The organism is Pseudohaemophilus paraphrohaemolyticus (genome assembly GCF_003253115.1).
GTDB classification, from domain to species: domain Bacteria; phylum Pseudomonadota; class Gammaproteobacteria; order Enterobacterales; family Pasteurellaceae; genus Haemophilus_A; species Haemophilus_A paraphrohaemolyticus_A.
Genome location: NZ_QEQF01000002.1, coordinates 199,719 through 226,335, shown reverse-complemented (window position 1 = coordinate 226,335; position 26,617 = coordinate 199,719). Strand labels below are relative to the sequence as shown.

The following is a 26,617-nucleotide window of genomic DNA, read 5'->3' as shown; positions in this document are numbered from 1 at the left end:
TATACCTATAGAATTTAGTTGGAATTTTGGAGTGAGTATAGAAGATTTATGAAAAAAAATATGTGACGAACTTCACAATAAGCAATTAAATTTAGAGGAAAATTTACAAAATTGGTTATTTTCGCTCCAATATATTTGAACAAGCCCACGAGGTAGAACGGCACTTCAAACATATGCAAGATTTTCAACACCACGTTTATCGGTCACATATCCCAAAATCGGTTGGAAACAGAGCGCAAAGAAAGACATAGAGGCAAACACAAAGTAATGCTCGCTAAAGGCAAAGATTATTTTTATTATGATGTGATTGTATGCGGGAACGACCATATCGCGATACTCACCTATCAATTGCTACTCTCGCAAGGCTTTCGCATTCCCAAAGATGTCGCCGTAGTGGGATATGATAATATGGTTGGTGTGGCAAATTTATTCTTGCCACTACTAACCACCGTGCAACTCCCCCACTACGAAATGAGTAAACAAGCCGCCTTGCATCTGATTGAAAACCGCAAAGGCTCGGAAATTTCCCCAATTAAATGCCCGCTAATTGTCAGGGAGTCTTGTGGATCCTATTTATAAAGAGGCTTATATTTATACTCTCTCATACATCTGTTCAATCTGCTCTTGATAACGCTGCATAATTACCTTACGACGTAATTTCAGCGTTGGTGTGATCTCCTCCATTGCTTGACTGAAAGCTTGAGGCAGAAGTGTGAATTTTTTAACTTGTTCAAAACTTGCTAGCTCTTTTTGTACTTCCTGCAACCGTTTTTCAAACATTTGGATAATTTCAGAGTGTTTAATCAGCTCTAATCTATCCTGATATTTAATATTCAACTGCTTCGCATACTCTTCAAGACTATCAAAGCACGGTACAATCAAAGCAGAAACATATTTTTTCGCATCGGCAATAATCGCAATTTGCTCAATAAATTTATCTTTGCCAATTTTTCCTTCAATATATTGTGGTGCGATATATTTGCCATTTGAAGTTTTCATTAACTCTTTAATACGGTCGGTAATGTGCAAATTGCCATTCTCATCCATCTCGCCTGCATCACCTGTTTTTAAGAAACCATCGGCTGTAAAGGCATTAGCGGTTTCTTCAGGCTTTTTATAATAGCCTCGCATTACCATTCCGCCACGGACCAAAATTTCGTTGTTTTCGCCAATTTTCACTTCTACATTTGGCATCAGTTTGCCAATGGAATTTGGATTGAAACCGTGATCTTCCCAGCAAGAAACGGTTGCGGTGGTTTCAGTCATTCCATAGCCTAATTTGACATTCACGCCTAAGCTATGGAAAAACTTACCGATGGTAGGTTCTAATTTCGCTCCGCCACAAGGCATCATTCGTACTTGTCCACCTAATAAGGCACGTAGTTTTGAAAGCACAAGTTTGTCTGCCCATTTATGTTGCCATTTTAACCAGCGAGAAGGGATTGCAGATTGATAATGTTTTTCGCCCGCTTGTATCGCCCAATGGAAAAGCGTTCTGCGGATAAATGGTGCTTTTTCAACCTTATCTAACACCGCTGCATAAATTTTTTCATAGAATCGAGGTACAGCACACATCACCGTAGGTTTGGTTTCAACTAAGGCTTGGCGGATTTGATTGGTATCTTCCAAATAGCAGTTAGTTGCCCCACGATGGAAAATATAGGCAACCCAAGCACGTTCAAAAATATGCGAAAGTGGTAAAAATGAGAGTGAGACATCTTGCTCGGTAATATTGAGTGCCTGATCGTGTGATTGAAGTTGATGGGCTAAATTCGCATAATCTAGCATCACACCTTTTGGATCGCCTGTTGTACCAGAGGTGTAAATTAGCGTAAAAAGATCGTCTAAACGTTTTGATGCAATACGAGCTTCAAGCTCTGTCATATTTTTGTCTACTTGAATGAAGCTTTCCCAATGGCAAGCAAGCGGATGATTATGAAGATTGATGCTTGATTTCATCGCCACAATTTTAACTAATTGTGTACAACTGTTCGCTATTTGAATCGCACAATCCATCTGAGCTTGTTCGCCCACAAAGAGAATTTTAATATCGGCATCGTTGATAATATATTCAACTTGAGAAGGTGTGTTAGTGGCGTAAATTGGCACGGTCACAACACGTGCTTGCATTGCCCCAAAATCGGCAATGCTCCAACGAGGCATATTGTGAGCAAAAATGCCAATTTTATCTTGAATTTCAATACCTTGAGCAATTAAAGCAAGTGAGAGATTATCGATCTCTTGTTGAAAGGTAGACCATTGCATATCACACCATTTTCCCTGTTTTTGGAAGCGTAAAGCGGTGCGATTTGCGAAATTTTTTGCTTGAAGACGAAGACGATTAACAAAGTGAAAGTCTAAAGCAGACATCTAATAATACCTTAATATTTCAGCTAACAATTGTTCGCTAATATACTGGATTTGAAATGAGAAATCCAGAAAAAGAGAACAAGTGTAAGCTGAAAAACAGAAAAGGTATTAGATTATTTTCTTAGGAGCTTATAAACCTCTTGAAGTAAACTCAGCGGCAAAATTCTTGGAATTGCGCGCATTAAGAAGATCGCAAGCCCTGAAATTGGATTTTGGATTTTTACTTGGTTTTTAAGCCTATAAATTTCCCATTCATATTGGAACTGTTTCCAACCACGACGACGACCAACCATTCCATTTCCCACGCGAGCATAAACTAAAATATCTGATAAATTTGCTACATTTAAGCCTGTTGCTACCATTTTAATCCAAAGCGTGTAATCTTCTTGCAAACCTTGATAACCACCACATTCAAGCACTTTCGATTTTTTATAAGCCACAGTCATATGGTTGAACGGGCAACGTAAACGGGTAAAACGCACAATCTCTTTCTGCGTGGTGGGCACGTTACGATAAGCCACAATGTCATTGATATTTTCGCCAAATTCAGCAATTTGCCCACCAAGCATAATGACATTTGGATGCTGCTGAATAAATTTTACTTGTTTTTCAAAACGTTCTGGCACGCAAATATCATCGGTATCCATACGGAAAACCCATTCGTGGCTACAATAATTTAAGCCATCATTAAGCGTTTTACCTAAACCACGATTCTGAGGAAATTTCACCGCTTTTATCGGTAAAATTGCCTCATATTCGGTCACAATTGCTTCTAATTCAGCTGTTACAGCACCATCAAATAATACGACTATTTCGGTTGCGGGTAGGGTTTGATTTTTTAAACTTTCAAAACATTCTTTAAGATATTGTGGATTCTCTTTAATATAAAGAGACATTAATACTGAAAATTCCATTAGAAAAACCTTTTCATATTGATTGCTAATTTAGGCGAAATAAAGCTAATAATTGCAATAGCAAAATGCTTTATATTATGGCTACGTTTAAATATTTTAAAATAATAACTTGCCGCCTTGCGAGATAAATTCATCGCATAAATATAAGAGAGAATATAAAGTGAGTTAATGGCAAAGTTTTGTTTTTGCTTTTCTGTTTTGACATATTTATGCTCAATATATTCAATTGCCTTTTCGGTATTCTCCGTATTGGTTGAAACACTTGAACGCTTAGTATGGAAGTAACAAATACTCAAAGGTTGATTAATAAATCCTGCTTTTAAATTGGGGCTATCTGCTACTTTTAACACAAATTCATAATCTTCCAATGATTTTAATTCTGAATTTAATCCCCCTAAGGCAATGAAAAAGGATTTTTTAATCCCCATCATCGGCATTCCGCCCAATTTATTAGCTAATAAAATATGATCTAAATTGATTTTATTTGGTTCAATTGGGCTTGTAAAATATTGGAATTTTTCATTTACCATTTCACATTGAGCAGAATGGTAAATAAAATTTATTTGTGGATATTGTTCAATATATTGGCTAATCACTTCACATTTATTATTGGCAAAGCGGTCATCGTCATCTAAAAATAAGAGCCACTCTTGTGAAGCGAGTTGTGCACCAACATTACGGCTACCAGCTGCCCCTTGATTTGTTTCGTTACGAAAAACCTTCACTTCAAAAGGATAGTTTGGCTCAATAACAACAGCTTGTGGGGAGCAGTCATCAACAATAATCACTTCAAAATTATAAACCGTTTGAGCCTTTAAACTCTCAAGTAATTCAAGCACTTCCCTGTTGCGACTATAGGAAGGGACAATAATACTAAACATTTTCTTCCTCTTTTTTCTTGCAATAAATAATAAAATTTTTACCGCTTGTACCAAATAAGGAGAGGAACATCAGCAAGCCAAACATTACACTTGGATAAGCGTAAGTATCTGCTTTAATGTTCCAAATGGTCATTAAGCCTAATGTTGATAAAATAAACAACCAACTACCGTTAAACCAGTTATCAGCAACTCTTTTCACAAAATAAGCGGTGAAAGCAAAGCAAGAGAGCATATAACCAACGCCACCATATAAGGCTTGGCGAATAAAACCAGAGTCAGAGCCACCATAATAGCTCCAACCATTCGGTTGATAATATAAGCCATCACCCATTAAGAGCTGTTTATTTGTTGGCATAAAAAGATGCTTGTTCATAAGAGTATCGGTTGAAGAACTTAGTCGTTCTCCGCCGTTAATCAGGTTAATAACGGGTTCGAGTGCGTGTTCAACATAGCGATTTTCTGCATGAAAATATGCCAAATAGAGCACTAATGCGACAAATGCGAGTAACGCAGGCAGATAACGCCAGCGGAAGTAGAGCAAGCAGCTAACTAATGAAAAAGTTAAAAATAACCGCCCCGCAATCAGCCCGATACACAAAAGTAAAAATAGCCAGATTGGATTTAATGCTTGAGTTTTTGCGTGATAAGCAAGCATAAAGTGAAGCAACAGCACGTAAAACACGCTAAGCGGGAAAAATGCCGCTGAGGTTAAATTATAGAGCCGATATTCCTGTTCTGAACCAATAAAACGAGCAAAATGCCCGCCCATATTGGAATTGGTGTTAATCGCAAAATCAATCATAAACGGCACGCCAACCAAAGCAAAAAATCCAATAAATGCTTGCACGCCAATACCAATTTTTAGGTCGCGGATAAGTTGCGGTTTGCCATTTTCGTGTTGGTAGAACAGATTATAAATCGTCATCCCCAAGATAAACACAAACAACGATTTGGCATACATACTTAATACGCCTATCTCTTTCGTGCCGTTAATAATGAGCGGAATCGCAGAAATAATTAGCAATGCGATACAAGCAATCAGGCTATCTTGCGGAATAACCACACTTTTTTGACTTTTATTCCACCATTTATAAGCTAAAAATAGCAGTGCGATGGAGCCTGTTATTAGCCCCATTCGGATAAAATGTAAAAACCACGGATCGTATAAATAAAAAAGACTTACTAAAGCACTCATTATAAATTTCTCTTAATGGCTAACACTTTTTTAAGCGGTAGTTTTAGTAATTTTTTAAATAGATTATTTTTTAAAGAACCACGTAAGTCTTCTAAATTACTCGTAAGATTTGGGTTTTCAATAACCATTAATGGGCGAATAACTAAAATATCTAAATTAAAATCTTGTCCAAATAGAATAAAATCGTCCGCTAACCAATATGGCTTATGCGTTTCTAACTCTGCAAGAAAACGTAATGCTGCCGATTTTTTAATTAAATAAGCTACTGTGCCTGCAAAATAATTTTTATAAGGATAAGAATAAGTGTAGCCTGTATTTTCAATTCGTTTTTGCCAGCATTTAAATGTACTTGGATAGTTAATTTTTAGCTCTACATCATTAAAGGTAAGGATTTTTGATTGCCCCACTAAAACAATATCTGCTTGTAGGTTTTGCTGTAATAAAGCGGTTAAATTTTGCTGAAAATTTGCAGCGAAGAGAGCATCATCTTCACACAGTAAAACATAATCGTTAGTACTGATGGTTTGATCTTCTGCAATCAGTTTATAAACGGCTAAATGGCTTAAAGTACAACCAATTTCCCCCTTAGTGACAGGGCGGTGATAGCGTTGCTTAAACTGCTCAAAGTTAAATCTATTCTGTAACTCTGTTTCTTCTAACGCCATTGTATTGATAGCGCGAAAGACTTCAAAATCAGAAGTGTCAGGTTGAGAGAAAAATAGTTCTCGTCTTTTTACATCTTTCTCTAATGAGATTAAATATTTTTTCATTTTATTTGCCTAGAATTTTATTCTTTTCGATAGGATATTTAAAATAATAAATAGTTGAGATGATCAGTCTCGTAAGACTTGCCCCCAACAAGGCATAGGCTACGCCATATAATTGATGTCCTTTGAATAGGTAGAATAAACTCACAAAGACTGCAATGGAAATAATCTGGCTAATAAATAACAGAACTTGTTTTCCTTGAATCAGCATATTTTGTGAAAATAGCCAAGATAAGCCTGCAATAATAGAGTTGATAACAAAGAAAATAAGGACTGGTGCAACCTCTATATATTTAGCACTAAAAAAGAACTTAATCACGGGTTCTGCTAAAAGAGGGACAAGAATAATTGCGCCAAGACTCATCAAAGCAATAATTGCCAATACTGTTTTTAATCTATTTAAGTTATTTAACAAGCCTGAATAATAGTAATCAGTCAGCATATTAATAAATTTTGTAACTAATGCATCAAATGTAATACAAACAGTATAGAGTCCCAAAGTATAATGACCTAGCAGAGCAACAATTAAAAACTTATCAATGCTTGCAGTAGTTGCGCCAAAAGTTTGATATAAATTCTGTTTAATCCACGTTTTTAAGAAAAATTTACGCTCTATAGGTTGTATATTTTCTTTCTTTTTGAATTTACTTTCTATTTTATGTAAATAAAATAAGCAAGTAATAGATTGAATAATGCTATATAAAGTTAAGAGATAAATAACAACTCCAAGAGGTTGCTCACTCCAAAATAAATAAGCCGTTCCATAAACAAGCACTAAAAATATCGGTTGCTGAAGATTGATTGCACGATAAATTTTTAGGCTTTCATCAATTTTACTTTTTTCTAGCGTAATGGTAATAATCGCTGTTAATAAAACATTGATAACAAATAATAAATGAAATGTTGTTATATTAAAAAATGTTGTTGCGATTGTAGAAGCAATTAAGGCTAATAATAGGAATGCGATAAAATATTTTCGCCATCCCCAATATTGTTGATTTCGCATTGAAAGAGCAAATGAGAATCCTGCCCCGCCTGTTGCAAAAGTCACCGCATAAGATACAGATGTAATAAAGAGTTGATGAGCTCCGCGGTCATCAACTGATAATAATCGGGCAAGTATCAACGTACTTACCATCGTTAATCCCATACCTAATAGGGTAACAATAATGAGATGAATTAGATTACGATTTGTGCTCATATAATTTTGCAAAAGAAATATCTTTTGTCCATTGGTTGTAATACCCAGAATTTTTTCCATAAGAATTATCACAAACTTCGTTTGGGATACCTAAAAGGCAAGCAAAAATATGTCCGTGTAAACGACTTGTTATAATATTATCGTAGTTTAAAAAGATATTTTGACAACGGGTAATAACATCCATTGAATGACGATACCACACATCATTAATTTTATCTTTTACAAAACCTAAATTAAATTTATTCGCTAAAACAGAAAAACGACTACACCATAATTCAAATTTCATATCAGAAGGTAATAAAAGATCATCCCAATCTTTAACATTATTTAAATCAGATAATGTCGCTTGAATTTCCGACTCAATATGGCTCTTTTCAATATCTTTACGTAAGAAATAAAGCGTGTTATTGCCAGAAGTTTTTTCTTTTTGTGGTAATGAGCCATAAAGCTGGTGAGCCATATCAGGCGATAATGCGACATTGGGTGAAAAATATGCTTTCATCATCTCAAAAGTATTTGTATCACGAGAAAAAAGATGCAAATCTTTGTGCTGAGAAAAAATAGATGCTGATTTTTGCATCGCAGCTTCATTTGAAAAATGTGCTGTTTGTGGCAACAAAATAATACGATTATTTGGAAAAGCTTGCACCAAATCTTCACGCATTTGTTGAATGCTTGGATAAAGATCGCCAAAGTTACCACCACCGTGGCATAAAATTGTCGTATTTGGATGTACGAATTTACGCACTTCCTCTAAGTTAAAAGCTTGCAAACAGCGACGTAAGCGAATATTGATTTGGTAATCCTTGAAAAATTGTTCTGTGCCTGCATAAATCAGTAGATCCCCGACATTTTGATGTAGCGGATAGTCAAAATAAAGCACATCATTTTTATCAATAATTTTTTCTTCAATCTGTTTTAATTGTTGTTTTAATGCTAAAAGCACTTGGTTCATCGTAATCTCTCAAAAAGTAAAATAAAAAAATGAGCGAGGATAAGACCACACTCACGCAAAAGCGTTCTAAAAACTCTCAAAATAATGGTGCATTTTAACAATAATTCACGCAAAATACGCAAAAATCTTTTTGAGGTGTCTATGTTTTTTTATCTAACTAAAATTCTAACCGCAATTGCCCTTCCTCCCTTTAACATTGCGGTGATTTGGATTTTTTCGCTCATTTTAAACCGCTTGCATTACAAGAAAATAAGCCGCTTTCTGACTATTTTTGGCATTGCAATGCTCTATCTTTTCAGCACGCCTTTTATGGCAACGATGCTCAGCAATTCTTTGATTGAAGAGAATAAACTCACGCTGCAAGATTACCAACAAGCGCAAGCGATAGTCGTGCTTGGTGGTGGTTTACGCGATAGCACAGAGTTGTATGGAAATATTACTGTGACCAATAACGAACTTGAACGAATGCGTTATGCTGCGTTTTTACACAACGAAACTGGCTTGCCGATTTTAGCCACTGGCAGATCGCCAAATGGTAATTCAGAAGCAAAAGTGATTGCCAAAGAGTTCCAACAATTCTTTGATGTGCCAACCAAATGGGAAGAAAGTGAGGCAAAAACGACCAAAGAGAATGCTCTCTATACCAAGCAAATGCTTGAAAAAGAAGGCATCAATAAAATCATTTTAGTGACACAAAATTGGCATATGAAACGAGCAAAAATGCTCTATGAACAGCAAGGTTTTAAAGTGCTACCAGCTGGCGTAGGCTATGGCAAAACGCCTTGGGAATATATCAATTTTATGTATTTTGTCCCGCAATCGGGTGCAATGGACAATATGATGCAGTTGCTTAAAGAGTGGTTGGGGTATTGGAAAGAGAAATAAACCTCTAAAAAACCTCGCAAACGCAATCAGTTGCGAGGTTTTTGTATGCTAGCCGACTAACTGCCCCACAATCGAGCGGGTATCCAAACGCACTTCCGTGAGTTTTACTTTCACTTTCTGCCCGATTTGGTAGGTTTTTTCGCCTTTAATGTAAATCGCTAACTCTCCAGGGAGGAAATCCATTTCGGCTTTCTCATCATGAAGGGTTGAGAACGGGACAAAGATAGAAGCACCGTTTTCAATCACTCTTGCACGTAAACCTCCACGAGAAACATCGGCAAGTTCGCACTCAAATTCAACCGCTTGTTCCACCATTGGATGCAAGTAGCGAGCGTAAAGCCAATCTGCAATATCGCGTTCTACCATTCGGTTTTGCTTACGTGCTTCTTGCAAGCGGTCTAAAATACCCTGTTCAACGCAATTTGCCTCTTTACCTGCCAATACTTGCTTAATTAAACGATGGTTTACCATATCGCCATATTTACGGATTGGCGAAGTCCAAGTCGCGTAATGGCTAATCCCTAAGCCAAAATGCGGAGCAACTTCAGATTTAAATTCAGCGAAAGTGAGATAACGACGCAAACGTAGCTCCAAGAAGTTTTCAGGGAACTCACGCACATCACGTTGCATTGCACAATAGCCTTCTAATGTTGCCAATTTTTCTGCAGAATAACGAGCATTAAGCTCAGCAAGCTGATCTTCTTCTGTGGTTTCATCGGTTAAAGTCTTTAACAAGAAGGTTTTAACGGCTTCCATATTTTTCGGGTCGAAACCTGCGTGGGTGTTGAATACCCCCGTTTTAGCATGATTTGCTAAGAATTGTGCTGCACAGATGTTCGCGATAATCATCGATTCTTCAATGATTTGGTTTGCAATTCGGCGGAACTCCAAATGAATTTCTCGCACCGAGCCATCTTCATTCAATTCGAATGAATAATCGCCTTGTTCATTGAACATCAAGGCATTTTCTTTACGCCAGTTGATACGGGCTTGCGTGAATTGATGCAACCAGTCGATTTGCTGTTTGACTTGTTCATTTTCAGGCTGCCACGCATTTTCTACGCCTTCTAGATAGTCTGAAACGTGGTCGTAAACTAATTTAGCTTTGCTCTCCACCCATGCAGAAACAAATTCCACTTCTTTACTGATGTTGCCTGCCAAATCCGTTTCAATATAACTCACCAATGCAGAGCGTTTTGCATTTGGCACTAACGAGCAAAGATCGTCCGATAACTCACGTGGTAACATTGGGATGTTAAAGCCTGGCAAATAGTTGGTAAAACAACGTTGACGTGCAGCTTTTTCAATCGCTGAATCTTCTGGAATATAGGCTGTCGGATCAGCAATCGCCACCGCCAAACGCCAGCCAGTTTGCGTGCCATTTTCTTCAATTGGCTGAATGAATAAAGCATCATCCATATCTTGCGTGCTTTCGCTGTCGATGGTGGTGAAATAAAGGTCGGTTAAATCTTGGCGTGTTAGTTCATCGTTTAAGCTATAACTTTTCTCGGTTGCCACAGGCTCTCGCGGTTGTTCGTGGCGAGCAAGCGTTACCCACCAAGGGGCAAAGTTATCACTCTCAGCACAAATAAATTGTGTCACTTGGGCAAAGAAAAAGCGATCATCACGCAATGGATGCGTTTTCAATTGTGCCACGACCCAATCGCCTTCTGCTAATTTTTCTTTAACATTTTTATGCGTATTCGCAGGAATATTATTTTTAATGCTTGGATGATCTACCACAAGTTGTAACTTGCCATCACGGTTATAGCGAACTTGAGCGATAAAGCGCTCTAACATCGGTTCAATTAAGCTATCAATTTCTACTGAAGCCTTATCACCTTCACGTTTTACCACCGCTTTTACGGTATCACCGTGCATCACTTTTTTCATTTCCGTAGGCGGAATAAAAAAGCTCTCTTTTTCGCATTCTAAAAAGCCATAAGATTTATCGGTTGCTTTAACGCGTCCTTCCACATATTCTTTATTAGCTTCCATTTGCTGTTTTAATTGAGCCAAAAGTGGGTTATTTGAAAACATAATTCTCTCTTAATAAAAAGCCCACCCTGTACAAGGGCGGGCAAAAATGGTTAATTTTAGTTCAACTTAGGCAATTATTCCGCACTAATATCACCCATTGCCACGATACTGAAACCAGCATCTACGTGCACCACTTCACCAGTGATACCACCAGCTAAGTCTGAGCATAAGAACGCTGCAGAGTTACCCACATCTTCAATGGTTACGGTACGGCGTAAAGGTGCTGTTTTCTCGAAATTCGATAGCATTTTTTTGAAATCTTTAATACCAGAAGCAGCTAAGGTACGGATTGGACCTGCAGAAATCGCATTCACACGAATGCCTTCTTTACCTAAATCTGCCGCCATTACACGAGTACTTGCTTCTAATGACGCTTTTGCTAAACACATTACGTTGTAGTTAGGAATTGCACGCTCAGCACCTAAGTATGAAAGAGTTAAAAGTGCTGAATTTGGGTTTAAGAATGGACGAGCTGCTTGAGCCATTGCCACAAAACTGTATGCACTGATATCGTGTGCAATGCGGAAACCTTCACGGGTTGCCGCTGCCACATAGTCGCCATCTAATTGGTCCGCTGGTGCAAAACCGATTGAGTGAACGAAACCATCAAATTTTTCCCAACGTTGGCTTAATTGTGCAAAACAATCTGTAATGTTTTGATCTTCGGCAACATCCATTGGTAATACGATGTCTGAACCGAACTCTTTTGCAAACTCTTCTACACGACCTTTTAATTTATCGTTTAAATAAGTGAATGCAAGTTCTGCCCCTTCACGGTGCATCGCTTGTGCAATACCGTATGCGATTGAACGATTGCTTGCTAAACCTGTGATTAAAATACGTTTACCTGTTAAGAAACCCATAATTTAGTTATCCTCTTGAAAAATTTTGTAAATTATACCGAAAATTCGACCGCTTGGGGGATTATTTCTGCTTGGTCGGACGTTTCCAACCTTGAATATGTTTTTGTGCCACACGGGTAATCACTAATTCATTTTCGCCCACATTTTTGGTAATGGTCGCTCCTGCACCAATGGTTGCACCCTTGGCAATTTCAACAGGAGCAACTAATTGGCTGTCTGAACCAACGAATACATCGTCGCCGATGATGGTTTTGAATTTGTTTGCTCCATCGTAGTTACAAGTAATCACGCCTGCACCGACATTCACATTGCTACCCACTTCTGCATCGCCCACATAGGTTAAGTGGTTTACTTTCGAACCTTTACCGATCATTGATTTTTTAATTTCAACGAAGTTACCGACGTGCGTTTCTTCTGCTAATTCCGCACCTGGACGCAAACGAGAGAACGGACCAATCGCTGATTTCGCACCCACCACAGAATCTTCCAACACAGAATAAGGTTTGATTTCGACGTTATCGCCAATTACTACGTTTTTCAGCACACAACCTGCACCGATTTTCACGTTGTTACCCAGTTTTACCGAGCCTTCTAAAATCACGTTCACATCAATAGTCACATCTTTACCGTGTTCAATTGTTCCGCGAATATCGAAACGGGTTGGATCAAGTAAAGTCACACCTGCAAGCATCAATTTTTCAGCTTGTTTTTTCTGATAAAAACGCTCTAATGCAGCTAGTTGCAAACGATTATTTGCACCTTCTACTTCCATATATTCTGTAGCTTGAACAGCCTGCACTTGGAAGCCCTCTGCATTTGCCATTGCGATTACATCGGTAATGTAATACTCGCCTTGTGCGTTGTTATTATTTAAATTACCCAACCATTTTTTGAAGCTCGCACCGCTTGCCACCATCACACCTGTATTCACTTCTTGGATTTTCAGCTGCTCTTCGTCGGCATCTTTTTGCTCCACAATCGCAACCACAGAACCATTTTCACGAATAATACGCCCGTATCCCGTTGGGTTATCTAATTTCACCGTTAAAAGTGCGATCCCATTTTCAGGTTTTGCCGCAATTAAGCGTTCTAATGTTTCTTTTTGGATTAACGGTGCATCTCCATAAAGCATTAACACATTTTCATCATCAGCAAAAAAAGGCGTAGCTTGTTGCATTGCGTGTCCTGTGCCAAGCTGTTCAGCTTGGAAAACCCAGTTTACAGGCTCAGAAACTAAACAATCTTTTAATAAATCTGCGCCGTGACCGTAAATTAAGTTGATTTGACGAGCATCAAGCTGTTTTACTGTATCGATCACATGTTTTACCATCGGTTTGCCTGCAATTGGGTGCAAGACTTTCGGTAAATCAGAATACATACGCGTGCCTTTGCCCGCGGCTAAAATCACCACGCTTAATGGTTGTGTCATAGAAATGTCCTTTTAAAAGAAAAATTAGGCGTATTTTATCAGAAAAATAAATGAAAACAAAAAGCGGGCAATTTCCTGCAAAATTTTGCAAAAGATTGACCGCTTGTGAAACTAATACAAATTTAACAATTATGCTTCATTTACATGATTTTCGATTTTTTCGACCGCTTGTGTCTCATATTTTTCTTCATCAAATTCGCGTAAAGGTTTGTGTTCTTGACCTAAGAAGGTATAGATCACAGGCAATACGAATAAGGTAAAGAGCGTGCCGATACTCAAGCCTGCCACGATCACAATACCAATACTGAAACGTGCAATTGCACCTGCACCAGAAGCTAACAATAACGGGATTAAACCTGCCACCATCGCAGCTGTCGTCATCATAATCGGACGTAAACGAATAGTTGCGGCGTGAACAATTGCCTCAAAACGAGATAAACCGTTGTTTAACTGCTCTTCTTTCGCTACTTCACACATTAAGATCCCGTGTTTGGTGATTAAGCCAACTAAAGTTACCAAACCCACCTGAGAGTAAATATTCAAGGTTGCCCCTGCCACTTTGGCGATACCTAATACATTAAGCACTAATAACGCACCACTCACGGCTAACGGTACAGATACCAAGATTACCATTGGATCACGCCAAGATTCGAACTGAATCGCAAGTACAAGGTAGATAATAATTACCGCTAAGCCAAAGGTCATCACCATTGCGTTACCTTCTTGTACATATTGGCGTGCTTCTGATTTAAAATCGTATTGATAACCTTGTGGAAGCGTGCGATCTAATTCCGCTTTTGCCCAGTTTACTGCATCACCAATTGAGCCTGACACAACACCACCAATCGTTGCTGAGTTTAGCTGGCTCATACGTGGTAATGAAGATGGTTCTGTGGTCAGCTCTAAGCTTACGATTGAGCTTAATGGTACAGCTTCGCCGTTTGCAGCTGTCACGTAATATTTCGTTAAATCTTCTGGATTTAAACGATCTTTTCGAACCGCTTGTGATACGATCGGATACGCACGGGAATCAATATCTACACGGGTAATAATCGCACCAGAGAGATAAGCCCCAAGAGTGTTACTCACCTGTTGCATCGTGATACCGTAAACGCCCATTTTTTCACGATCAAACTTCCATTTCATCGTCACCGTGTCAAATTTCAAGTCTAAGTTTGCAAAGAAGAATTGACCCGATGATTGTGATTTTTTCAGGAATTCACCCGCCACATCGGCTAACTTAGTGTAGTTATCTGCTGTAGTAATGACCAATGAGAACGGTAAACCACTTTCACCTGTGGAAATTTCAGGGAAGGCGATAGCATTGATGTCCATTGGAACAATATTTTTTGCAATCGTGGCTACATCTTTTGAAATTTCTGCTCGTTCACGAGTACGCTCACTCCAATCTTTTAATGAGATGATAGAGAGTGCACTGTTCGAACCATTAAAGCCTGAAATCGTCATCATTGCAGAGACTTCTGGAATTTCAGCAACTTCTTTGTTGAACTTCTCTGTTGCTGCTTGGGTGTAATCTAAGTTGGTATTTGATGGGCCACTACCGATACCTACGACAAAGCCTCGGTCTTCGGTTGGAGCCACTTCACTTGAAAGTGAGCCTAAAAGGGTTGGTAAAGTACCAAAAATCACTACCGCAAACACCACGATAGCCCAACGCACCGCCATAACTCCACGTAACATATTGGTATAGCACGAGGTCATTTTATCCAACATACCGTTGATACACTTTGCAAAACGGCTTTCGTGTTCTTCGTTGTGTTCTTTTAACACACGGCTCGACATCATTGGCGAAAGCGTTAATGCTGCAATCCCTGAAATGAATACCGCACCCGCAAGAGTTAAGGCAAACTCTTTGAAAAGTGAACCTGTTACCCCTTCCATCAATGCCATTGGGGAATATACCGCCCCGAGTGTGATAGTCATTGAGATAACCGGGATTGCAATTTCACGCGTACCAATAATCGCCGCATCAAACGGTGACTTGCCTTCTTTTACGTGACGTTCTACGTTCTCAAGTACGACGATCGCATCGTCCACCACCAAGCCGATCGCAAGAATTAACGCCAATAAGGTTAAAAGGTTGATCGAGAAGCCAAACATTTGTAGGAAGAATAATACCCCGATAAGCGAAATTGGAATCGTGATAATTGGCACAATCATTGCACGCAATGATCCTAAGAATAGGATAATTACTACTAATACAATTACCGTTGCTTCAATAATTGTTTTATAAACTTCATTGATAGAGCTATTAATGGCAATCGTTTTGTCGTATAAAATCTGACCGTTAATTGTTTCTGGTAAATTTTTCTGCATTTGTGCAAATACAGGATAAATATCTTTAGCCACGGTGATGGAATTTGCTGTAGTTGCAGCAGAAACACCTAAAACGACCGCTTCTTTACCATCAGCCACCGTACGAGAAGCATCTTGGTATTTGTCGAGTTCAACCGTTGCAATATCTTTTAACTTGATGGTTTTACCGTCTGATGTGGTTGAAATCGTTACGTTCTCAAGTTCTGAAACAGATGGCGTACTTGATTCTACTTTGTTTTTGTAAACTGTGTAGTAGCCATTCGCATTACCTGCGGCAGTGTTTAAGTTGTTTGCTGTTAAAGCAGCTAACACTTGTGCTCCAGAGAGATTATTTCCCGCCATTTTGTCAGGATCTAACCAAATGCGTAAACCAAAAGTCGTCGCACCGAAAATATCAACACTTGATACCCCATTTACCGTAAAGAATTGTGGTTTAACCACTCGGTTAATATAGTCGGTAATTTGGGCTGTATTTAACTCATCAGAGACAAATCGGATATACATCAACGCATCGTTCGAACCTGATGAAACGCTGATTGATGGATCATCAATCCCGCTTGGAAGATTAGAACGAATCGCACTTACTTTCGAAGAAATATCCGCCAACGCCAATTGTGGGTTGGTGTTCAATTTCATCTTGATCGTAGTAGTTGAAGTACTTGGTCCACTTGAAGAAGTCACATAGTCGATGTTATCCGCCTGTGCAACCGCTTCTTCAATTTGGGAAGTTACGAGTGCCTGCATCAAACTTGCATCTGCACCTGAGTAGTTCACACTCACAGTTACGGTTGAGATGGTCATCTCTGGGTATTCTCGCACCTGTAACTTATTGATGGATTGCAAGCCAAGAATCGTAATCAGCAAGCTAATACACACCGCAAGTACAGGGCGTTTAATAAATAGATCGGTAAATTTCATTGATTACCTCAATTAAAGTTTACTACTTTTCGCAGGTACGGTTACACCAACAGCTTCTTGATCAGAAACAATGATAAGCGAATGGTTATTTAAACGCTGGAAACCGCCCGTTACGATGACATCACCCGCTTTCACGCCTTTCGCTAATTGTGCGTAGATACCGTTACGGTCTTTCGTTCTTACTTCCACTTGTTTTGCACGATACATTTTATTTGCATCTAATTTCGGATTTTGCTCTGCCATTTTGCTTACAAGTGCTTTATCTTCATCTGAAAGTTGCTCAAGCACATAAACGGTTTCGCCATACATCGTATAAGTAACCGCAATTTGTGGCACCACGATTTGTGCTTTTTCAGTTGGCAATGCCACATTTAAACGCACAAACATACCTGAAAGCAATTTGTTGCCACCTTCAGTAATCACTGCTTCTACGTTAATTAAACCTGTATTGCGATCAACTGCAGGATCGATTGCTACAATTTCCGCTGGGAAGGTTTGCCCCACCAACGCATCCACTTCTGCAGTCACTTTTTGCCCCACAAAAATATTCTCAACATCGGTTTGAGGAAGCGTAAAACGCACTTTCATTGAACTTTGATCTTCAACACGCACGATTTCTGTACCGGTTGTGATGTATTGACCTACGTTCACATTTACGATACCTGCAAAACCGCTAAATGGAGCATAAATTTTACGGCGTGCAATTGAAGCTTTTAATGACTCAATATTTGCTACTAATTGATTATAGGTTGCTTGAGCACTGTCTAATTCTGCTTTTGAAGCACTGTTAGATGCCACCAAGTTACGATAACGATCTAACGTAAGTTTTGCGTTTGGTAATTGTGCTTGAGACGCTTTCAAAGTCGCCACTTCAACAGCATCATCAAGCTCCACCAATAAATCACCTTTATTGACATGTTGACCTGATTTCACGTTCACACTTTTCACCGTACCAGAAGCCTCAGCACTTAACATCGCCCCTTGGTTCGGGCGGATATAACCTACCGCTGAAAGATAAGGCGTCCATTCACGAGGTTGTACCTGCATTGCGGTAATTTCACTCACCGTTTCAGGCATATTCGCTGCAGCTTCCGCTTTCTTGCCTGCGATAAAACGTTGCATTCCCGCCACGCCCGCAAAAGCAACAAGCACAACCAATAGCGTTACTACAATAAGAAACTTTCTGCCACGAGAAGGCTTTTGGTTTTCTGTTGTCATGTTTTCTCCAATATATTTAAATAAAAAATAAACAATTTACACCGTAATTGCTTTCCAAGAACACAATAGCATTTGTTCTATTGTCTCCTTCGAATACTCTTTTTGTGTCAATTGCTGTAAATAAGCAATTTCCACCACAATACCAATGCCCAAAACGTATAATAATTCCGCAGGCATTTGAGCGATGATGCCCTGCTCCTGCCCATCTCGCACAAATTTATTCCAGATAAAATCATCATCGTGAATCAGTCGCTCAATAATCTCGTTAAAACCGAGCATCGCTTGATATTGCGATAAATTCGTTGCGAGCGTTGGGTTATCTCGCAAAAATGCCAACTTATTTTCAAACATCTTGCGGTAACGATTAAACAGCGTGTCAGTTTCATCATAGCCATCTTGCACATAATGCGTAAAACGGTCACATAAATCGTAAGCCAGCTTATTTAATAAATCGTCTTTGGTCTTAAAATACAAATAGAGTGTCCCTAAGGCTAGGTTCGCTCTGGTTGCAATTTTTCGCATAGAAAGGTTTTGAATGCCAATCTCTGCGATGAGTATTTCAGTTACGGAAAGAATTTGGCGAGCCATCTCATCTTTTGATGAACTTTGCACTTCGTTTTTTTGTATTTCCGTTTTCTGCATTTCACTCTCCATTTTCCAAAATGAACAGTTGTTCATTTTATAGATTTCCACCTCTTTTTGCAAAGAAAAATCCATTTTCGACCGCTTATTTCTCTCTATTTTGCTAAAAATATGCTAGTATTTGCCCAATTATTCACTCAAGAAAATCAACATGGCTGTAAAATCTAAATATCAAAACAATCAATTCGATACCTTATTACAAGATTTATTTATCGTATTAGAACAACACAAAGCACCTGCTGATTTATCACTTATGGTGCTTGGCAATATGGTTACTAACATTATCCAAAACCGTGTGCAAGATGAACAACAGCGTGAACGCCTTGCTGAGGCTTTTGCCAATTCGTTAAAACACTCTTTAAAAGCAAAATAACCTATGCTTAATCGCCTACGTCAATTATTTCCAACCAATACACTCCAATACCGCGAACAAACCTCGCAGCGTATTACGTGGGGGCATTGGTTTGCACTTTTTAATATTGTCGTGGCGATTTTAATTGCCTCTCGTTATGCTTTTAATGCCGACTGGCCGAATACGTTGGTCGGTAAACTCTATTTTTTCATCAGCCTTTTTGGTCATTTCAGCTTCGTTGTTTTTGCCTTTTATCTACTCTGCCTTTTCCCACTTAGTTTTTTAATCCGCAACGAACGCGGTTTCCGTGGCTTTTCGGTCATTTTTGCTACCATTGGACAAACGTTGCTCTTGGTTGATACCGAAATCTTTAAACAATTTTATCTACATTTATCACCGCTTGTTTGGGACTTATTAGTCAATCCTGACAACGGCGAACTCTCACGCCAATGGCAATTGCTGTTCGTACCAATGCCACTAATTTTACTTGCAGAAATGCTCTACTCCCGTTGGTGTTGGCAAAAATTACGTAGTTTCAACCGCCAAACTTGGGGCAAATATGTTGCGATGTTTTTCTTGAGTTGCTTTATCGCGACCCATCTTATTTATGCGTGGGCAGATATGAGCATCAACCGCCCAATTACTTCGCAAAAAGCAAATTACCCGCTTTCCTACCCGATGACAGCACGTAGTTTCTTAGAAAAACACGGCTTAGTCGATATGGAAAAAATGGAGCAAACCATTGAGCAAACAGGGCGTTTAGATACTTTCTACTTGGACTATCCGAAACAGATGCTTCAAATGACCAAAACGCCTGAAGTAAATGTGTTGTTGATTAACGTCTCAGGCTTAACCAATCAAGCGATTGATGGCGAGCAGATGCCATTTGTTCGCAACATAGCGGGAAAATCCTACCGCTTTATGCACCACTATGCGAGTGGCGATACGCCAATGGAAAGCACGCTGGGCATTTTCTACGGACTAAGCGGAAAATATATTGATGCGGTATTGAACGAAAAAACTAGTTCGCCGTTAATGACCGCATTTAAACAATATGGCTATCAATTCGGCTTATTCTCTGCAAACAATTTTGCTGAACCGCTCTATCGCCGTGCGTTATTTGCAAATATGCCTTTAGCCAAAACGGAAGATAACGAACAAGCACTGAAGGCGTGGCAAACATGGCTGACAAAACAGGGAGCAAACAAGCCGTTCTTTAGCTATTTACAGTTAAATATGACAAGCAAAAACCAACTCAATCAGCAAATTGAACGCATCTGGCAACAGCTTGAAAACCGTGGCTTAATGGGCAGAACTTTAATCATTCTTACTGCAGATTTAGCTCATACCGAGAAAATGAAAAACAGTTTCTCTGCAGCACGATTAAAAGTGCCACTAATGTTCTATTGGCAAGGCGAAGGACGGCTCTATAACCAACTCTCTAGCCATTTAGATATTATGCCAACGCTCTTTAGCCAGTTCTTTGGCGTACTTAATCCTGCAAATGATTACACTCAAGGCATTGATTTATCTAAACCGAATAACCGCCTTTGGGTACTGGCGTCCAACCATCAATGGAATGTTGCGATTATGCCAGACGGCGAACAATTCCATCTAGATCGTCGTGGACAAGTTGAGAACTTTAACGCAGAAGGCACGCAAATAAAAAGCGAAAAACCACCTCTTGCATTGTTCTTGCAAATGATTAAATTGAGTAATCAGTTCGTGAATAAATAACCTTAAAGATAAACAAGCATAACAAAGTAAATCATATGGTGTAAGCTAACCGCTCCGCATAAACGCATTAAGAAACCATAGAAGAAAGTGTCAATTGTCCCTATTGAGGCAATATGTTCACCTACTGAGACCAACCAATTTTGGAATGTTGACCAAATGAGGAAGAAAATTGCCCCCACAAAAATGGCTGAAAAGGCAGTCACTATGGGCACAAAGCGCTAGCCACCAAAGAACCCAAGATTTGTGGTAATTGAATATTGTGATATTTGTTGTGAAGCTTAATGGTAATCAAGCCTATCACGCGCGCCCCAATTACCCCTGTATCAATGCTTTTCGTTTCAGGCGAGAAGAGCGGAATAAGAGCGGCAATTGTTCCTGTCATAATCAGAGAACCAACTACAGTTGCCAAGGCTGCTATGCCTTTATCACGTTTGGCTAAGCCGATTCCCAAACCGATGCATAGCAATAAAGCTAAACATAATTTGTAAAATGCCTTGCAACAATGAATTATCCAAAATCGGATACACTTGCACCGTCGCTTTGTTCTATAATGCCCCGCCAATACCGAGCAATAAGCCTGCGGTAGGAAGAATGGCAATTGGCAACATAAATGCCTTACCGACTTGTTGAAGTTGTTTAAACATATTTGCTTCCTAGCTTGTATGTTTATTTTTCTTACAAAATTAAAAATCTAACAAAATCTTACTTCAAGTGAAGACGAAGAAATGTGATCAAGCTCAGACCTTGAACAACAAGCAGTAGACTTTCCCCCACTATTTCATATAGCTAAAAAGGGCAATTTTCATCCTTCTAATTTGAAGCTATGTTATAATTCTTCCATTTTAATATGCATAAAATAAAACACGCTATATAAAATAAAAGATAAAGGATTCCCATGCTAACCAATCTCGAACTTGAACAAATCTTAGATACCAAACTAAACGCTAAACAAATTGCAGACTATGCGCCTAACGGTTTACAAGTCGAAGGGCGTAAACATATACAAAAAATCGTCACAGGCGTTACTGCAACATTTCCGCTGATTGAAAAGGCCATTGAGCTCAATGCCGATGCGATTTTGGTTCATCACGGCTACTTTTGGAAAAATGAAACACCTTGTATTCGTGGTATGAAAGGTAAACGCATCAAGCAGCTTTTAATCCACGACATCAACCTTTTCGGTTACCATTTACCTCTCGATATTCATCCTCAATTGGGTAATAATGCCCAACTTGCGAACTATTTAGGCGTGCATAATCTGGTCGGTTTGGAAGATAAGCCAAATTCAATCCCTGTTTATGGCGAGCTGGAAACGCCGATTTCTGCCAAAGAGATGGCTGCTCGAATTGAGAGAGCATTAAACCGTAAACCAACGGTATGCGATGAGTTTATTGCGGATTACCCGCATAAACTGATCAAAACCGTGGCAATCTGCACAGGTGGCGGACAAGGTTATATTGATTTAGCCGCAGCTAAAGGCATTGATGCCTTTATTACAGGCGAAATTTCTGAACAAACCACACATTCAGCCCGCGAGCAAGGGATCTATTTCTTTGCAGCAGGACACCATGCTACCGAACGCGATGGCGTGAAAGCCCTCGGTGAGTGGCTTGCTAAAGAGTATCAACTGGATGTCACTTTTGTGGATATTGATAACCCAGCATAAATTTAGTCTTACTTTTTACTCACTCTCTTCCCTGGTGGGAGAGAGACAGGCTACGGATTCGTTCAGAATATGTAGCCAGAAAGAGATATGTATACAAACACAACATTTAATCACTAGATCTTTATGACAAAACAACTCGAACAAATCACACTCCAACCTATCGCTCGCGTTGAGGGCGAAATCAACTTACCTGGTTCAAAAAGCCTTTCAAACCGTGCTTTGCTACTTGCTGCATTAGCTCAGGGCACCACGATCGTGGCCAACTTGCTTGATAGCGATGATATCCGCCATATGCTAAACGCCATCAAAGCATTGGGCGTAAAGTATCAACTTTCAGAAGATAAAACCGTTTGCACTATTGAAGGCGTTGGTGGTGCATTTGATTGGCAAAATGGCTTATCGCTCTTTTTAGGTAATGCGGGCACAGCGATGCGTCCATTAACAGCGGCTCTCTGCTTAAAAGGCAAACAGGAAGCTGAAGTGATCTTAACAGGCGAACCAAGAATGAAAGAACGCCCAATTTTGCACTTGGTTGATGCGCTACAACAGGTTGGGGCTGATGTGCGCTATTTAGAAAATATCGGCTATCCACCTATTGCGATCCGTAATAAAGGCTTGCAAGGCAGTAAAGTGAAAATTGACGGCTCAATTTCTAGCCAATTCTTAACGGCATTATTGATGGCAGCGCCGCTTGCAGAAGACGATATGGAGATTGAGATTATTGGTGATCTGGTTTCAAAACCTTACATCGACATCACGCTTGCGATGATGAAAGATTTTGGCGTAACTGTTAAAAACCAAAACTACCAAACTTTCTTCGTTAAAGGCAATCAGCGTTATATTTCGCCCAATAAATATTTAGTAGAAGGCGATGCTTCGTCTGCTTCTTATTTCTTAGCGGCTGGGGCAATTAAAGGCAATGTGAAAGTGACCGGCATTGGTAAAAATTCTATCCAAGGCGACCGCTTGTTTGCTGATGTTTTAGAGAAAATGGGCACAAAAATCACGTGGGGCGACGATTTTATTCAAGCCGAACAGGGCGATTTGCACGGGATTGATATGGATATGAACCATATTCCTGATGCAGCAATGACGATTGCGACTACGGCTCTCTTTGCACAAGGCGAAACTGTTATTCGCAATATCTATAACTGGCGTGTAAAAGAGACCGACCGTTTAAATGCTATGGCAACAGAACTTCGCAAAGTGGGGGCTGAAGTGGAAGAGGGAGAAGATTTCATCCGAATTCAACCGCTTGCATTAGAGAAATTCAAACATGCTGAGATCGCTACTTATAACGATCATCGAATGGCGATGTGTTTCTCACTCATTGCGTTATCTAATACATCTGTAACGATTTTAGATCCAAAATGCACCGCAAAAACCTTCCCAACTTATTTTGCGGAATTTGAGAAGTTATCAGCGAGATAATATTCATTTTATTTACATAATTATTCATACTGAGCTATAACTACTCACAAAATTTGAGAGGAAATCTTATGCGTAATACTGAATTAGTCCAATGGTTTAGACAATCCACTCCCTATGTGAATATGCATAGAGGCAAAACGTTCGTCATTATGCTAGATGGCAACGCAATTGCTCATTCCAATTTTGTGAGTATCGCCAACGATGTCAGCCTACTGCACAGTCTAGGCATTAAGTTGGTCATTGTATTTGGCGGGCGGCTACAAATTGACGAATTATTGGCAAAAAACAACCGCTTGTCTCACTACCACAACCATATTCGCGTGACCGATCCTGAAACACTTGAATACGTGAAGCAAGCGATTGGCGGTTTGCATTACGATATTTTCTCCAAACTCTCTCTTCGCCTGCCAAACTCGCCCGTGTTGAATGTGGTTAGCAGCAATGCTATTTTAGCTCAACCGCTTGGCGTGATTGATGGTGTCGACTTTGGTTTGAGCGGTAAAATTCGTCGTATCAATGTTGAAAGCATTCAGCAACAGTTGGAACAAGATGCGATTGTCGTGATTGGACCAATTGCCCCATCAGTAACGGGCGAAATGTTTAATCTCCCGTTTGAAGAAATTGCAACGCAAATTGCGATTAAACTGAAAGCCGATAAGCTAATTGGTTTTTGTAGCGAGCAAGGTTTGCTGAATGAAAATGGTGAAGTGATTTCTGATATTCACCCTCGCGAGGCAAAGCGTTACCTGAATAAATTTATTGAAAATAACGATTATCACAACTCTGCCGCTCGTTTCTTACAAGCGGCGATCGAAGTTTCCTATTCAGGGATCAAACGGTCACATTTGCTTAGCTATAAAGAAGATGGTTCACTCTTGCAAGAACTTTTCTCTCGTGATGGTATCGGCACACAGCTTTCTGAAGAGAGTTCTGAGCATATCCGCATTGCAACTTCGCACGACATCCCTGGTTTACTTAACCTGATTAGACCGCTTGAAGAACAAGGCATTTTAGTAAAACGTTCTCGCGAGCAATTAGAAGTTGAAATCAGCCGTTATACTATCATCGAACGAGATGGCATTGTGATTGCTTGTGCGGCATTGAACCCTTACTTAGATGAAAAAATGGCAGAAATGGCGTGTGTAGCTGTGCACCCAGATTATCGCGATTCTTCCCGTGGCGATGTGTTGCTAGACGCTATTAAACGCCGTGCGATTCAAATGGGCATCGAAAAACTTTTTGTACTCACTACTCGTACAACACAATGGTTCCAAGAACGAGGCTTTGAAATTAAAGGTACAGAAGATTTGCCAGCCTATAAACGCGAGCATTATGATCATCAGCGGAAGTCGCGGGTTTTGGTGTTGAATTTAAAATAAAAAAATCACCGCTTGTCTTGTTCTAAGTCAAGCGGTGATTTTCTTTTAATGTTTTGCTAATTAGAGTTTCTCAACCAACTCCACCGCATAGCCAATATAGCTTGCTGGTGTCATCTCTTTTAAGCGAGCTTTTTCAGCTTCTGGTAAGCTCAATCCATCAATGAATTCACGCATTGCTTCGCCTGTTACACGTTTGCCTCGGGTGAGTTCTTTCAGTTTCTCATACGGTTTTTCGATGCCGTAGCGACGCATTACTGTTTGAATTGGCTCTGCTAACACTTCCCAGTTTTGATCTAATTCATCACGTAAGTGCTGCTCATTCACCTCTAATTTACTAATGCCTTTTAAGGTTGAAGCATACGCAATTAATGCATAACCTAAGCCGACGCCTAAGTTACGTAATACAGTTGAATCAGTTAAGTCACGCTGCCAACGAGAGATTGGCAATTTTTGACCTAAATGGCTCATAATTGCATTTGCTAAGCCTAAGTTACCTTCGGAGTTTTCGAAGTCAATTGGGTTTACCTTGTGTGGCATGGTTGAAGAACCAATTTCGCCTGCAATAGTACGTTGTTTGAAATGATTTAATGCGATATAACCCCACATATCACGGTCGAAGTCGATCACGATAGTATTGAAACGAGCGACACAATCAAAGAACTCAGCGATGTAATCGTGCGGTTCAATTTGGGTTGTGTATGGGTTCCAAGTGACACCTAAAGATTGTTCGATGAACTCTTGGCTGAAAGTATGCCAGTCGATGTCTGGATAAGCCGATAAATGAGCATTGTAGTTACCTACAGCACCATTGATTTTCGCTAAAATTTCTAAATTCTCGAGCTGTTTATATTGGCGTTTTAGGCGGTAAGCTACGTTTGCCATCTCTTTACCAATCGTTGTTGGACTGGCTGGCTGACCGTGTGTGCGAGAAAGCAATGGGATGTTTTTGTAACGCTCAGCAAGTTCAACTACTGCATCAATCACTTTTTTCCACTCTGGCAATAACACTTCTTCACGAGCAGTTTTAAGCATTAATGCGTGCGAGGTATTGTTGATGTCTTCTGATGTACAAGCAAAGTGGATAAATTCGTTGATTTTGTGAAGCTCTGGCAAGGCTTCGCATTTCTCTTTTAAGAAATATTCCACCGCTTTTACATCGTGATTTGTGGTGCGTTCAATGGTTTTGATACGGTTTGCATCTTCAATAGAAAAATTCGCCACAATATCATTAAGGTAATCGTTTGCGTTTTTAGACAAAGCTGGAACTTCCTCAATTTGTGCGTGAGAAGCGAGCTTTTGTAACCAACGAACCTCTACCGTCACTCGGAATTTTAATAAACCAAATTCACTAAAAATTGGGCGAAGGGATGCCGCTTTGTCTTGATAGCGACCATCAATTGGGGACAATGCTGTTAAAGCGTTAAGTTCCATTGAGAT

At 39.5% G+C, this 26,617-nt stretch carries 22 protein-coding genes and 1 pseudogene; 7 read left to right on the top strand and 16 right to left on the bottom strand.

Features of this window, described 5'->3' with window-relative positions; genetic code table 11:
• Window positions 1-14: 14 nt before the first annotated feature.
• Window positions 15-173, bottom strand: coding sequence for a hypothetical protein (locus tag DPV92_RS03955; RefSeq protein WP_404810737.1), 159 nt, complete (start codon window positions 171-173; stop codon window positions 15-17).
• 94 nt (window positions 174-267) lie between these two features.
• On the opposite strand from DPV92_RS03955, the gene DPV92_RS03950 reads away from it, so the two are divergent.
• Entirely contained in the window at window positions 268-579 is a 312-nt protein-coding gene (locus tag DPV92_RS03950; protein WP_111353778.1) for a substrate-binding domain-containing protein, read from the top strand.
• A 12-nt stretch (window positions 580-591) separates the two neighbouring features.
• Here DPV92_RS03950 and DPV92_RS03945 read toward each other — a convergent pair whose 3' ends face one another.
• The 7 genes from DPV92_RS03945 to DPV92_RS03915 all read right to left on the bottom strand — a co-directional run bounded on the left by DPV92_RS03945 (window position 592) and on the right by DPV92_RS03915 (window position 8,283).
• The gene (locus DPV92_RS03945) at window positions 592-2,370 is read right to left on the bottom strand and encodes an AMP-dependent synthetase/ligase (RefSeq protein WP_111353777.1); all 1,779 of its coding nucleotides are present in this window, start codon (window positions 2,368-2,370) and stop codon (window positions 592-594) included.
• A gap of 113 nt (window positions 2,371-2,483) precedes the next feature.
• Window positions 2,484-3,284, bottom strand: a complete 801-nt coding sequence (locus DPV92_RS03940) for a glycosyltransferase family 2 protein (protein WP_005708677.1) — start codon at window positions 3,282-3,284, stop codon at window positions 2,484-2,486.
• Window positions 3,284-4,165: a glycosyltransferase family 2 protein gene (locus tag DPV92_RS03935; RefSeq protein WP_005708900.1), complete on the bottom strand. Its 882-nt coding sequence runs from the start codon at window positions 4,163-4,165 to the stop codon at window positions 3,284-3,286. The genes DPV92_RS03940 and DPV92_RS03935 overlap by 1 nt, the downstream gene beginning before the upstream one ends.
• Window positions 4,158-5,360, bottom strand: coding sequence for a hypothetical protein (locus DPV92_RS03930; RefSeq protein ID WP_111353776.1), 1,203 nt, complete (start codon window positions 5,358-5,360; stop codon window positions 4,158-4,160). Before DPV92_RS03930 ends, DPV92_RS03935 begins: the two co-directional genes overlap by 8 nt.
• Window positions 5,360-6,130 carry a glycosyltransferase family 25 protein gene (locus tag DPV92_RS03925; RefSeq protein WP_111353775.1) on the bottom strand — a complete coding sequence of 257 codons (771 nt, stop codon included), beginning with the start codon at window positions 6,128-6,130 and terminating at the stop codon, window positions 5,360-5,362. Before DPV92_RS03925 ends, DPV92_RS03930 begins: the two co-directional genes overlap by 1 nt.
• A 1-nt stretch (window position 6,131) precedes the next feature.
• The gene (locus DPV92_RS03920) at window positions 6,132-7,328 is read right to left on the bottom strand and encodes a lipopolysaccharide biosynthesis protein (protein ID WP_192574173.1); all 1,197 of its coding nucleotides are present in this window, start codon (window positions 7,326-7,328) and stop codon (window positions 6,132-6,134) included.
• Window positions 7,312-8,283 carry a polysaccharide pyruvyl transferase family protein gene (locus tag DPV92_RS03915; RefSeq protein WP_111353773.1) on the bottom strand — a complete coding sequence of 324 codons (972 nt, stop codon included), beginning with the start codon at window positions 8,281-8,283 and terminating at the stop codon, window positions 7,312-7,314. The genes DPV92_RS03920 and DPV92_RS03915 overlap by 17 nt, the downstream gene beginning before the upstream one ends.
• 141 nt (window positions 8,284-8,424) lie before the next feature.
• On the opposite strand from DPV92_RS03915, the gene DPV92_RS03910 reads away from it, so the two are divergent.
• Complete coding sequence (locus tag DPV92_RS03910; RefSeq protein WP_111353772.1) at window positions 8,425-9,168, top strand: YdcF family protein; 744 nt, start codon at window positions 8,425-8,427, stop codon at window positions 9,166-9,168.
• 48 nt (window positions 9,169-9,216) lie between these two features.
• On the opposite strand, the gene DPV92_RS03905 is transcribed toward DPV92_RS03910, so the two are convergent.
• From DPV92_RS03905 to DPV92_RS03880, 6 genes are all read right to left on the bottom strand, one after another.
• Window positions 9,217-11,208 (bottom strand): exoribonuclease II, encoded by a 1,992-nt coding sequence (locus tag DPV92_RS03905; protein WP_111353771.1) that lies wholly within the window; start codon window positions 11,206-11,208, stop codon window positions 9,217-9,219.
• Window positions 11,209-11,282: 74 nt separating this feature from the next.
• Entirely contained in the window at window positions 11,283-12,071 is a 789-nt protein-coding gene (fabI, locus tag DPV92_RS03900) for an enoyl-ACP reductase FabI (protein ID WP_111353770.1), read from the bottom strand.
• Between the two features lie 61 nt (window positions 12,072-12,132).
• Window positions 12,133-13,500 carry a bifunctional UDP-N-acetylglucosamine diphosphorylase/glucosamine-1-phosphate N-acetyltransferase GlmU gene (glmU, locus tag DPV92_RS03895; protein WP_111353769.1) on the bottom strand — a complete coding sequence of 456 codons (1,368 nt, stop codon included), beginning with the start codon at window positions 13,498-13,500 and terminating at the stop codon, window positions 12,133-12,135.
• A 129-nt stretch (window positions 13,501-13,629) separates the two neighbouring features.
• Window positions 13,630-16,755, bottom strand: coding sequence for an efflux RND transporter permease subunit (locus DPV92_RS03890; RefSeq protein WP_111353768.1), 3,126 nt, complete (start codon window positions 16,753-16,755; stop codon window positions 13,630-13,632).
• A gap of 12 nt (window positions 16,756-16,767) precedes the next feature.
• Window positions 16,768-17,973 carry an efflux RND transporter periplasmic adaptor subunit gene (locus tag DPV92_RS03885; RefSeq protein WP_111353767.1) on the bottom strand — a complete coding sequence of 402 codons (1,206 nt, stop codon included), beginning with the start codon at window positions 17,971-17,973 and terminating at the stop codon, window positions 16,768-16,770.
• 36 nt (window positions 17,974-18,009) lie between these two features.
• Window positions 18,010-18,651 carry a TetR/AcrR family transcriptional regulator gene (locus tag DPV92_RS03880; RefSeq protein ID WP_225791955.1) on the bottom strand — a complete coding sequence of 214 codons (642 nt, stop codon included), beginning with the start codon at window positions 18,649-18,651 and terminating at the stop codon, window positions 18,010-18,012.
• 115 nt (window positions 18,652-18,766) lie between these two features.
• Between DPV92_RS03880 and DPV92_RS03875 the strand changes: the two genes are divergently transcribed.
• Complete coding sequence (locus DPV92_RS03875) at window positions 18,767-18,988, top strand: YejL family protein (RefSeq protein WP_005708797.1); 222 nt, start codon at window positions 18,767-18,769, stop codon at window positions 18,986-18,988.
• Between the two features lie 3 nt (window positions 18,989-18,991).
• Window positions 18,992-20,704, top strand: coding sequence for a DUF3413 domain-containing protein (locus tag DPV92_RS03870; protein WP_111353765.1), 1,713 nt, complete (start codon window positions 18,992-18,994; stop codon window positions 20,702-20,704).
• A gap of 26 nt (window positions 20,705-20,730) precedes the next feature.
• On the opposite strand, the pseudogene DPV92_RS03865 reads toward DPV92_RS03870, so the two are convergent.
• Window positions 20,731-21,348 (bottom strand): annotated as a pseudogene (locus DPV92_RS03865) (PTS transporter subunit EIIC); the annotation flags it as partial.
• A 251-nt stretch (window positions 21,349-21,599) separates the two neighbouring features.
• Between DPV92_RS03865 and DPV92_RS03860 the strand changes: the two are divergent.
• The 3 genes from DPV92_RS03860 (at window position 21,600) to argA (ending at window position 25,180) form a co-directional block, all read left to right on the top strand.
• Window positions 21,600-22,370, top strand: a complete 771-nt coding sequence (locus tag DPV92_RS03860; protein ID WP_111353764.1) for a Nif3-like dinuclear metal center hexameric protein — start codon at window positions 21,600-21,602, stop codon at window positions 22,368-22,370.
• 123 nt (window positions 22,371-22,493) lie between these two features.
• Window positions 22,494-23,801 (top strand): 3-phosphoshikimate 1-carboxyvinyltransferase, encoded by a 1,308-nt coding sequence (aroA, locus tag DPV92_RS03855; protein ID WP_111353763.1) that lies wholly within the window; start codon window positions 22,494-22,496, stop codon window positions 23,799-23,801.
• 68 nt (window positions 23,802-23,869) lie between these two features.
• A complete protein-coding gene (gene argA, locus DPV92_RS03850) occupies window positions 23,870-25,180 on the top strand; it encodes an amino-acid N-acetyltransferase (RefSeq protein WP_111353762.1) in 1,311 nt (436 codons plus the stop codon).
• Window positions 25,181-25,240: 60 nt separating this feature from the next.
• Here argA and purB read toward each other — a convergent pair whose 3' ends face one another.
• Window positions 25,241-26,611 carry an adenylosuccinate lyase gene (gene purB / locus DPV92_RS03845; RefSeq protein WP_111353761.1) on the bottom strand — a complete coding sequence of 457 codons (1,371 nt, stop codon included), beginning with the start codon at window positions 26,609-26,611 and terminating at the stop codon, window positions 25,241-25,243.
• Between the last annotated feature and the right edge of the window lie 6 nt (window positions 26,612-26,617).

What these genes read in the sequence shown, in the direction of transcription:
- DPV92_RS03860 (WP_111353764.1), top strand. Translation starts at nt 21,600, where the DNA reads ATGCTAACCAATCTCGAACTTGAACAAATCTTAGATACCAAACTAAAC.
- DPV92_RS03930 (WP_111353776.1), bottom strand. Translation starts at nt 5,360, where the DNA reads ATGAGTGCTTTAGTAAGTCTTTTTTATTTATACGATCCGTGGTTTTTA.
- DPV92_RS03885 (WP_111353767.1), bottom strand. Translation starts at nt 17,973, where the DNA reads ATGACAACAGAAAACCAAAAGCCTTCTCGTGGCAGAAAGTTTCTTATT.
- DPV92_RS03910 (WP_111353772.1), top strand. Translation starts at nt 8,425, where the DNA reads ATGTTTTTTTATCTAACTAAAATTCTAACCGCAATTGCCCTTCCTCCC.
- DPV92_RS03935 (WP_005708900.1), bottom strand. Translation starts at nt 4,165, where the DNA reads ATGTTTAGTATTATTGTCCCTTCCTATAGTCGCAACAGGGAAGTGCTT.
- DPV92_RS03920 (WP_192574173.1), bottom strand. Translation starts at nt 7,328, where the DNA reads ATGAGCACAAATCGTAATCTAATTCATCTCATTATTGTTACCCTATTA.
- DPV92_RS03870 (WP_111353765.1), top strand. Translation starts at nt 18,992, where the DNA reads ATGCTTAATCGCCTACGTCAATTATTTCCAACCAATACACTCCAATAC.
- aroA (WP_111353763.1), top strand. Translation starts at nt 22,494, where the DNA reads ATGACAAAACAACTCGAACAAATCACACTCCAACCTATCGCTCGCGTT.
- DPV92_RS03940 (WP_005708677.1), bottom strand. Translation starts at nt 3,284, where the DNA reads ATGGAATTTTCAGTATTAATGTCTCTTTATATTAAAGAGAATCCACAA.
- DPV92_RS03950 (WP_111353778.1), top strand. Translation starts at nt 268, where the DNA reads ATGCTCGCTAAAGGCAAAGATTATTTTTATTATGATGTGATTGTATGC.
- DPV92_RS03880 (WP_225791955.1), bottom strand. Translation starts at nt 18,651, where the DNA reads ATGAACAACTGTTCATTTTGGAAAATGGAGAGTGAAATGCAGAAAACG.
- fabI (WP_111353770.1), bottom strand. Translation starts at nt 12,071, where the DNA reads ATGGGTTTCTTAACAGGTAAACGTATTTTAATCACAGGTTTAGCAAGC.
- DPV92_RS03915 (WP_111353773.1), bottom strand. Translation starts at nt 8,283, where the DNA reads ATGAACCAAGTGCTTTTAGCATTAAAACAACAATTAAAACAGATTGAA.
- DPV92_RS03925 (WP_111353775.1), bottom strand. Translation starts at nt 6,130, where the DNA reads ATGAAAAAATATTTAATCTCATTAGAGAAAGATGTAAAAAGACGAGAA.
- DPV92_RS03890 (WP_111353768.1), bottom strand. Translation starts at nt 16,755, where the DNA reads ATGAAATTTACCGATCTATTTATTAAACGCCCTGTACTTGCGGTGTGT.
- DPV92_RS03905 (WP_111353771.1), bottom strand. Translation starts at nt 11,208, where the DNA reads ATGTTTTCAAATAACCCACTTTTGGCTCAATTAAAACAGCAAATGGAA.
- DPV92_RS03875 (WP_005708797.1), top strand. Translation starts at nt 18,767, where the DNA reads ATGGCTGTAAAATCTAAATATCAAAACAATCAATTCGATACCTTATTA.
- DPV92_RS03945 (WP_111353777.1), bottom strand. Translation starts at nt 2,370, where the DNA reads ATGTCTGCTTTAGACTTTCACTTTGTTAATCGTCTTCGTCTTCAAGCA.
- argA (WP_111353762.1), top strand. Translation starts at nt 23,870, where the DNA reads ATGCGTAATACTGAATTAGTCCAATGGTTTAGACAATCCACTCCCTAT.
- purB (WP_111353761.1), bottom strand. Translation starts at nt 26,611, where the DNA reads ATGGAACTTAACGCTTTAACAGCATTGTCCCCAATTGATGGTCGCTAT.
- DPV92_RS03955 (WP_404810737.1), bottom strand. Translation starts at nt 173, where the DNA reads ATGTTTGAAGTGCCGTTCTACCTCGTGGGCTTGTTCAAATATATTGGA.
- glmU (WP_111353769.1), bottom strand. Translation starts at nt 13,500, where the DNA reads ATGACACAACCATTAAGCGTGGTGATTTTAGCCGCGGGCAAAGGCACG.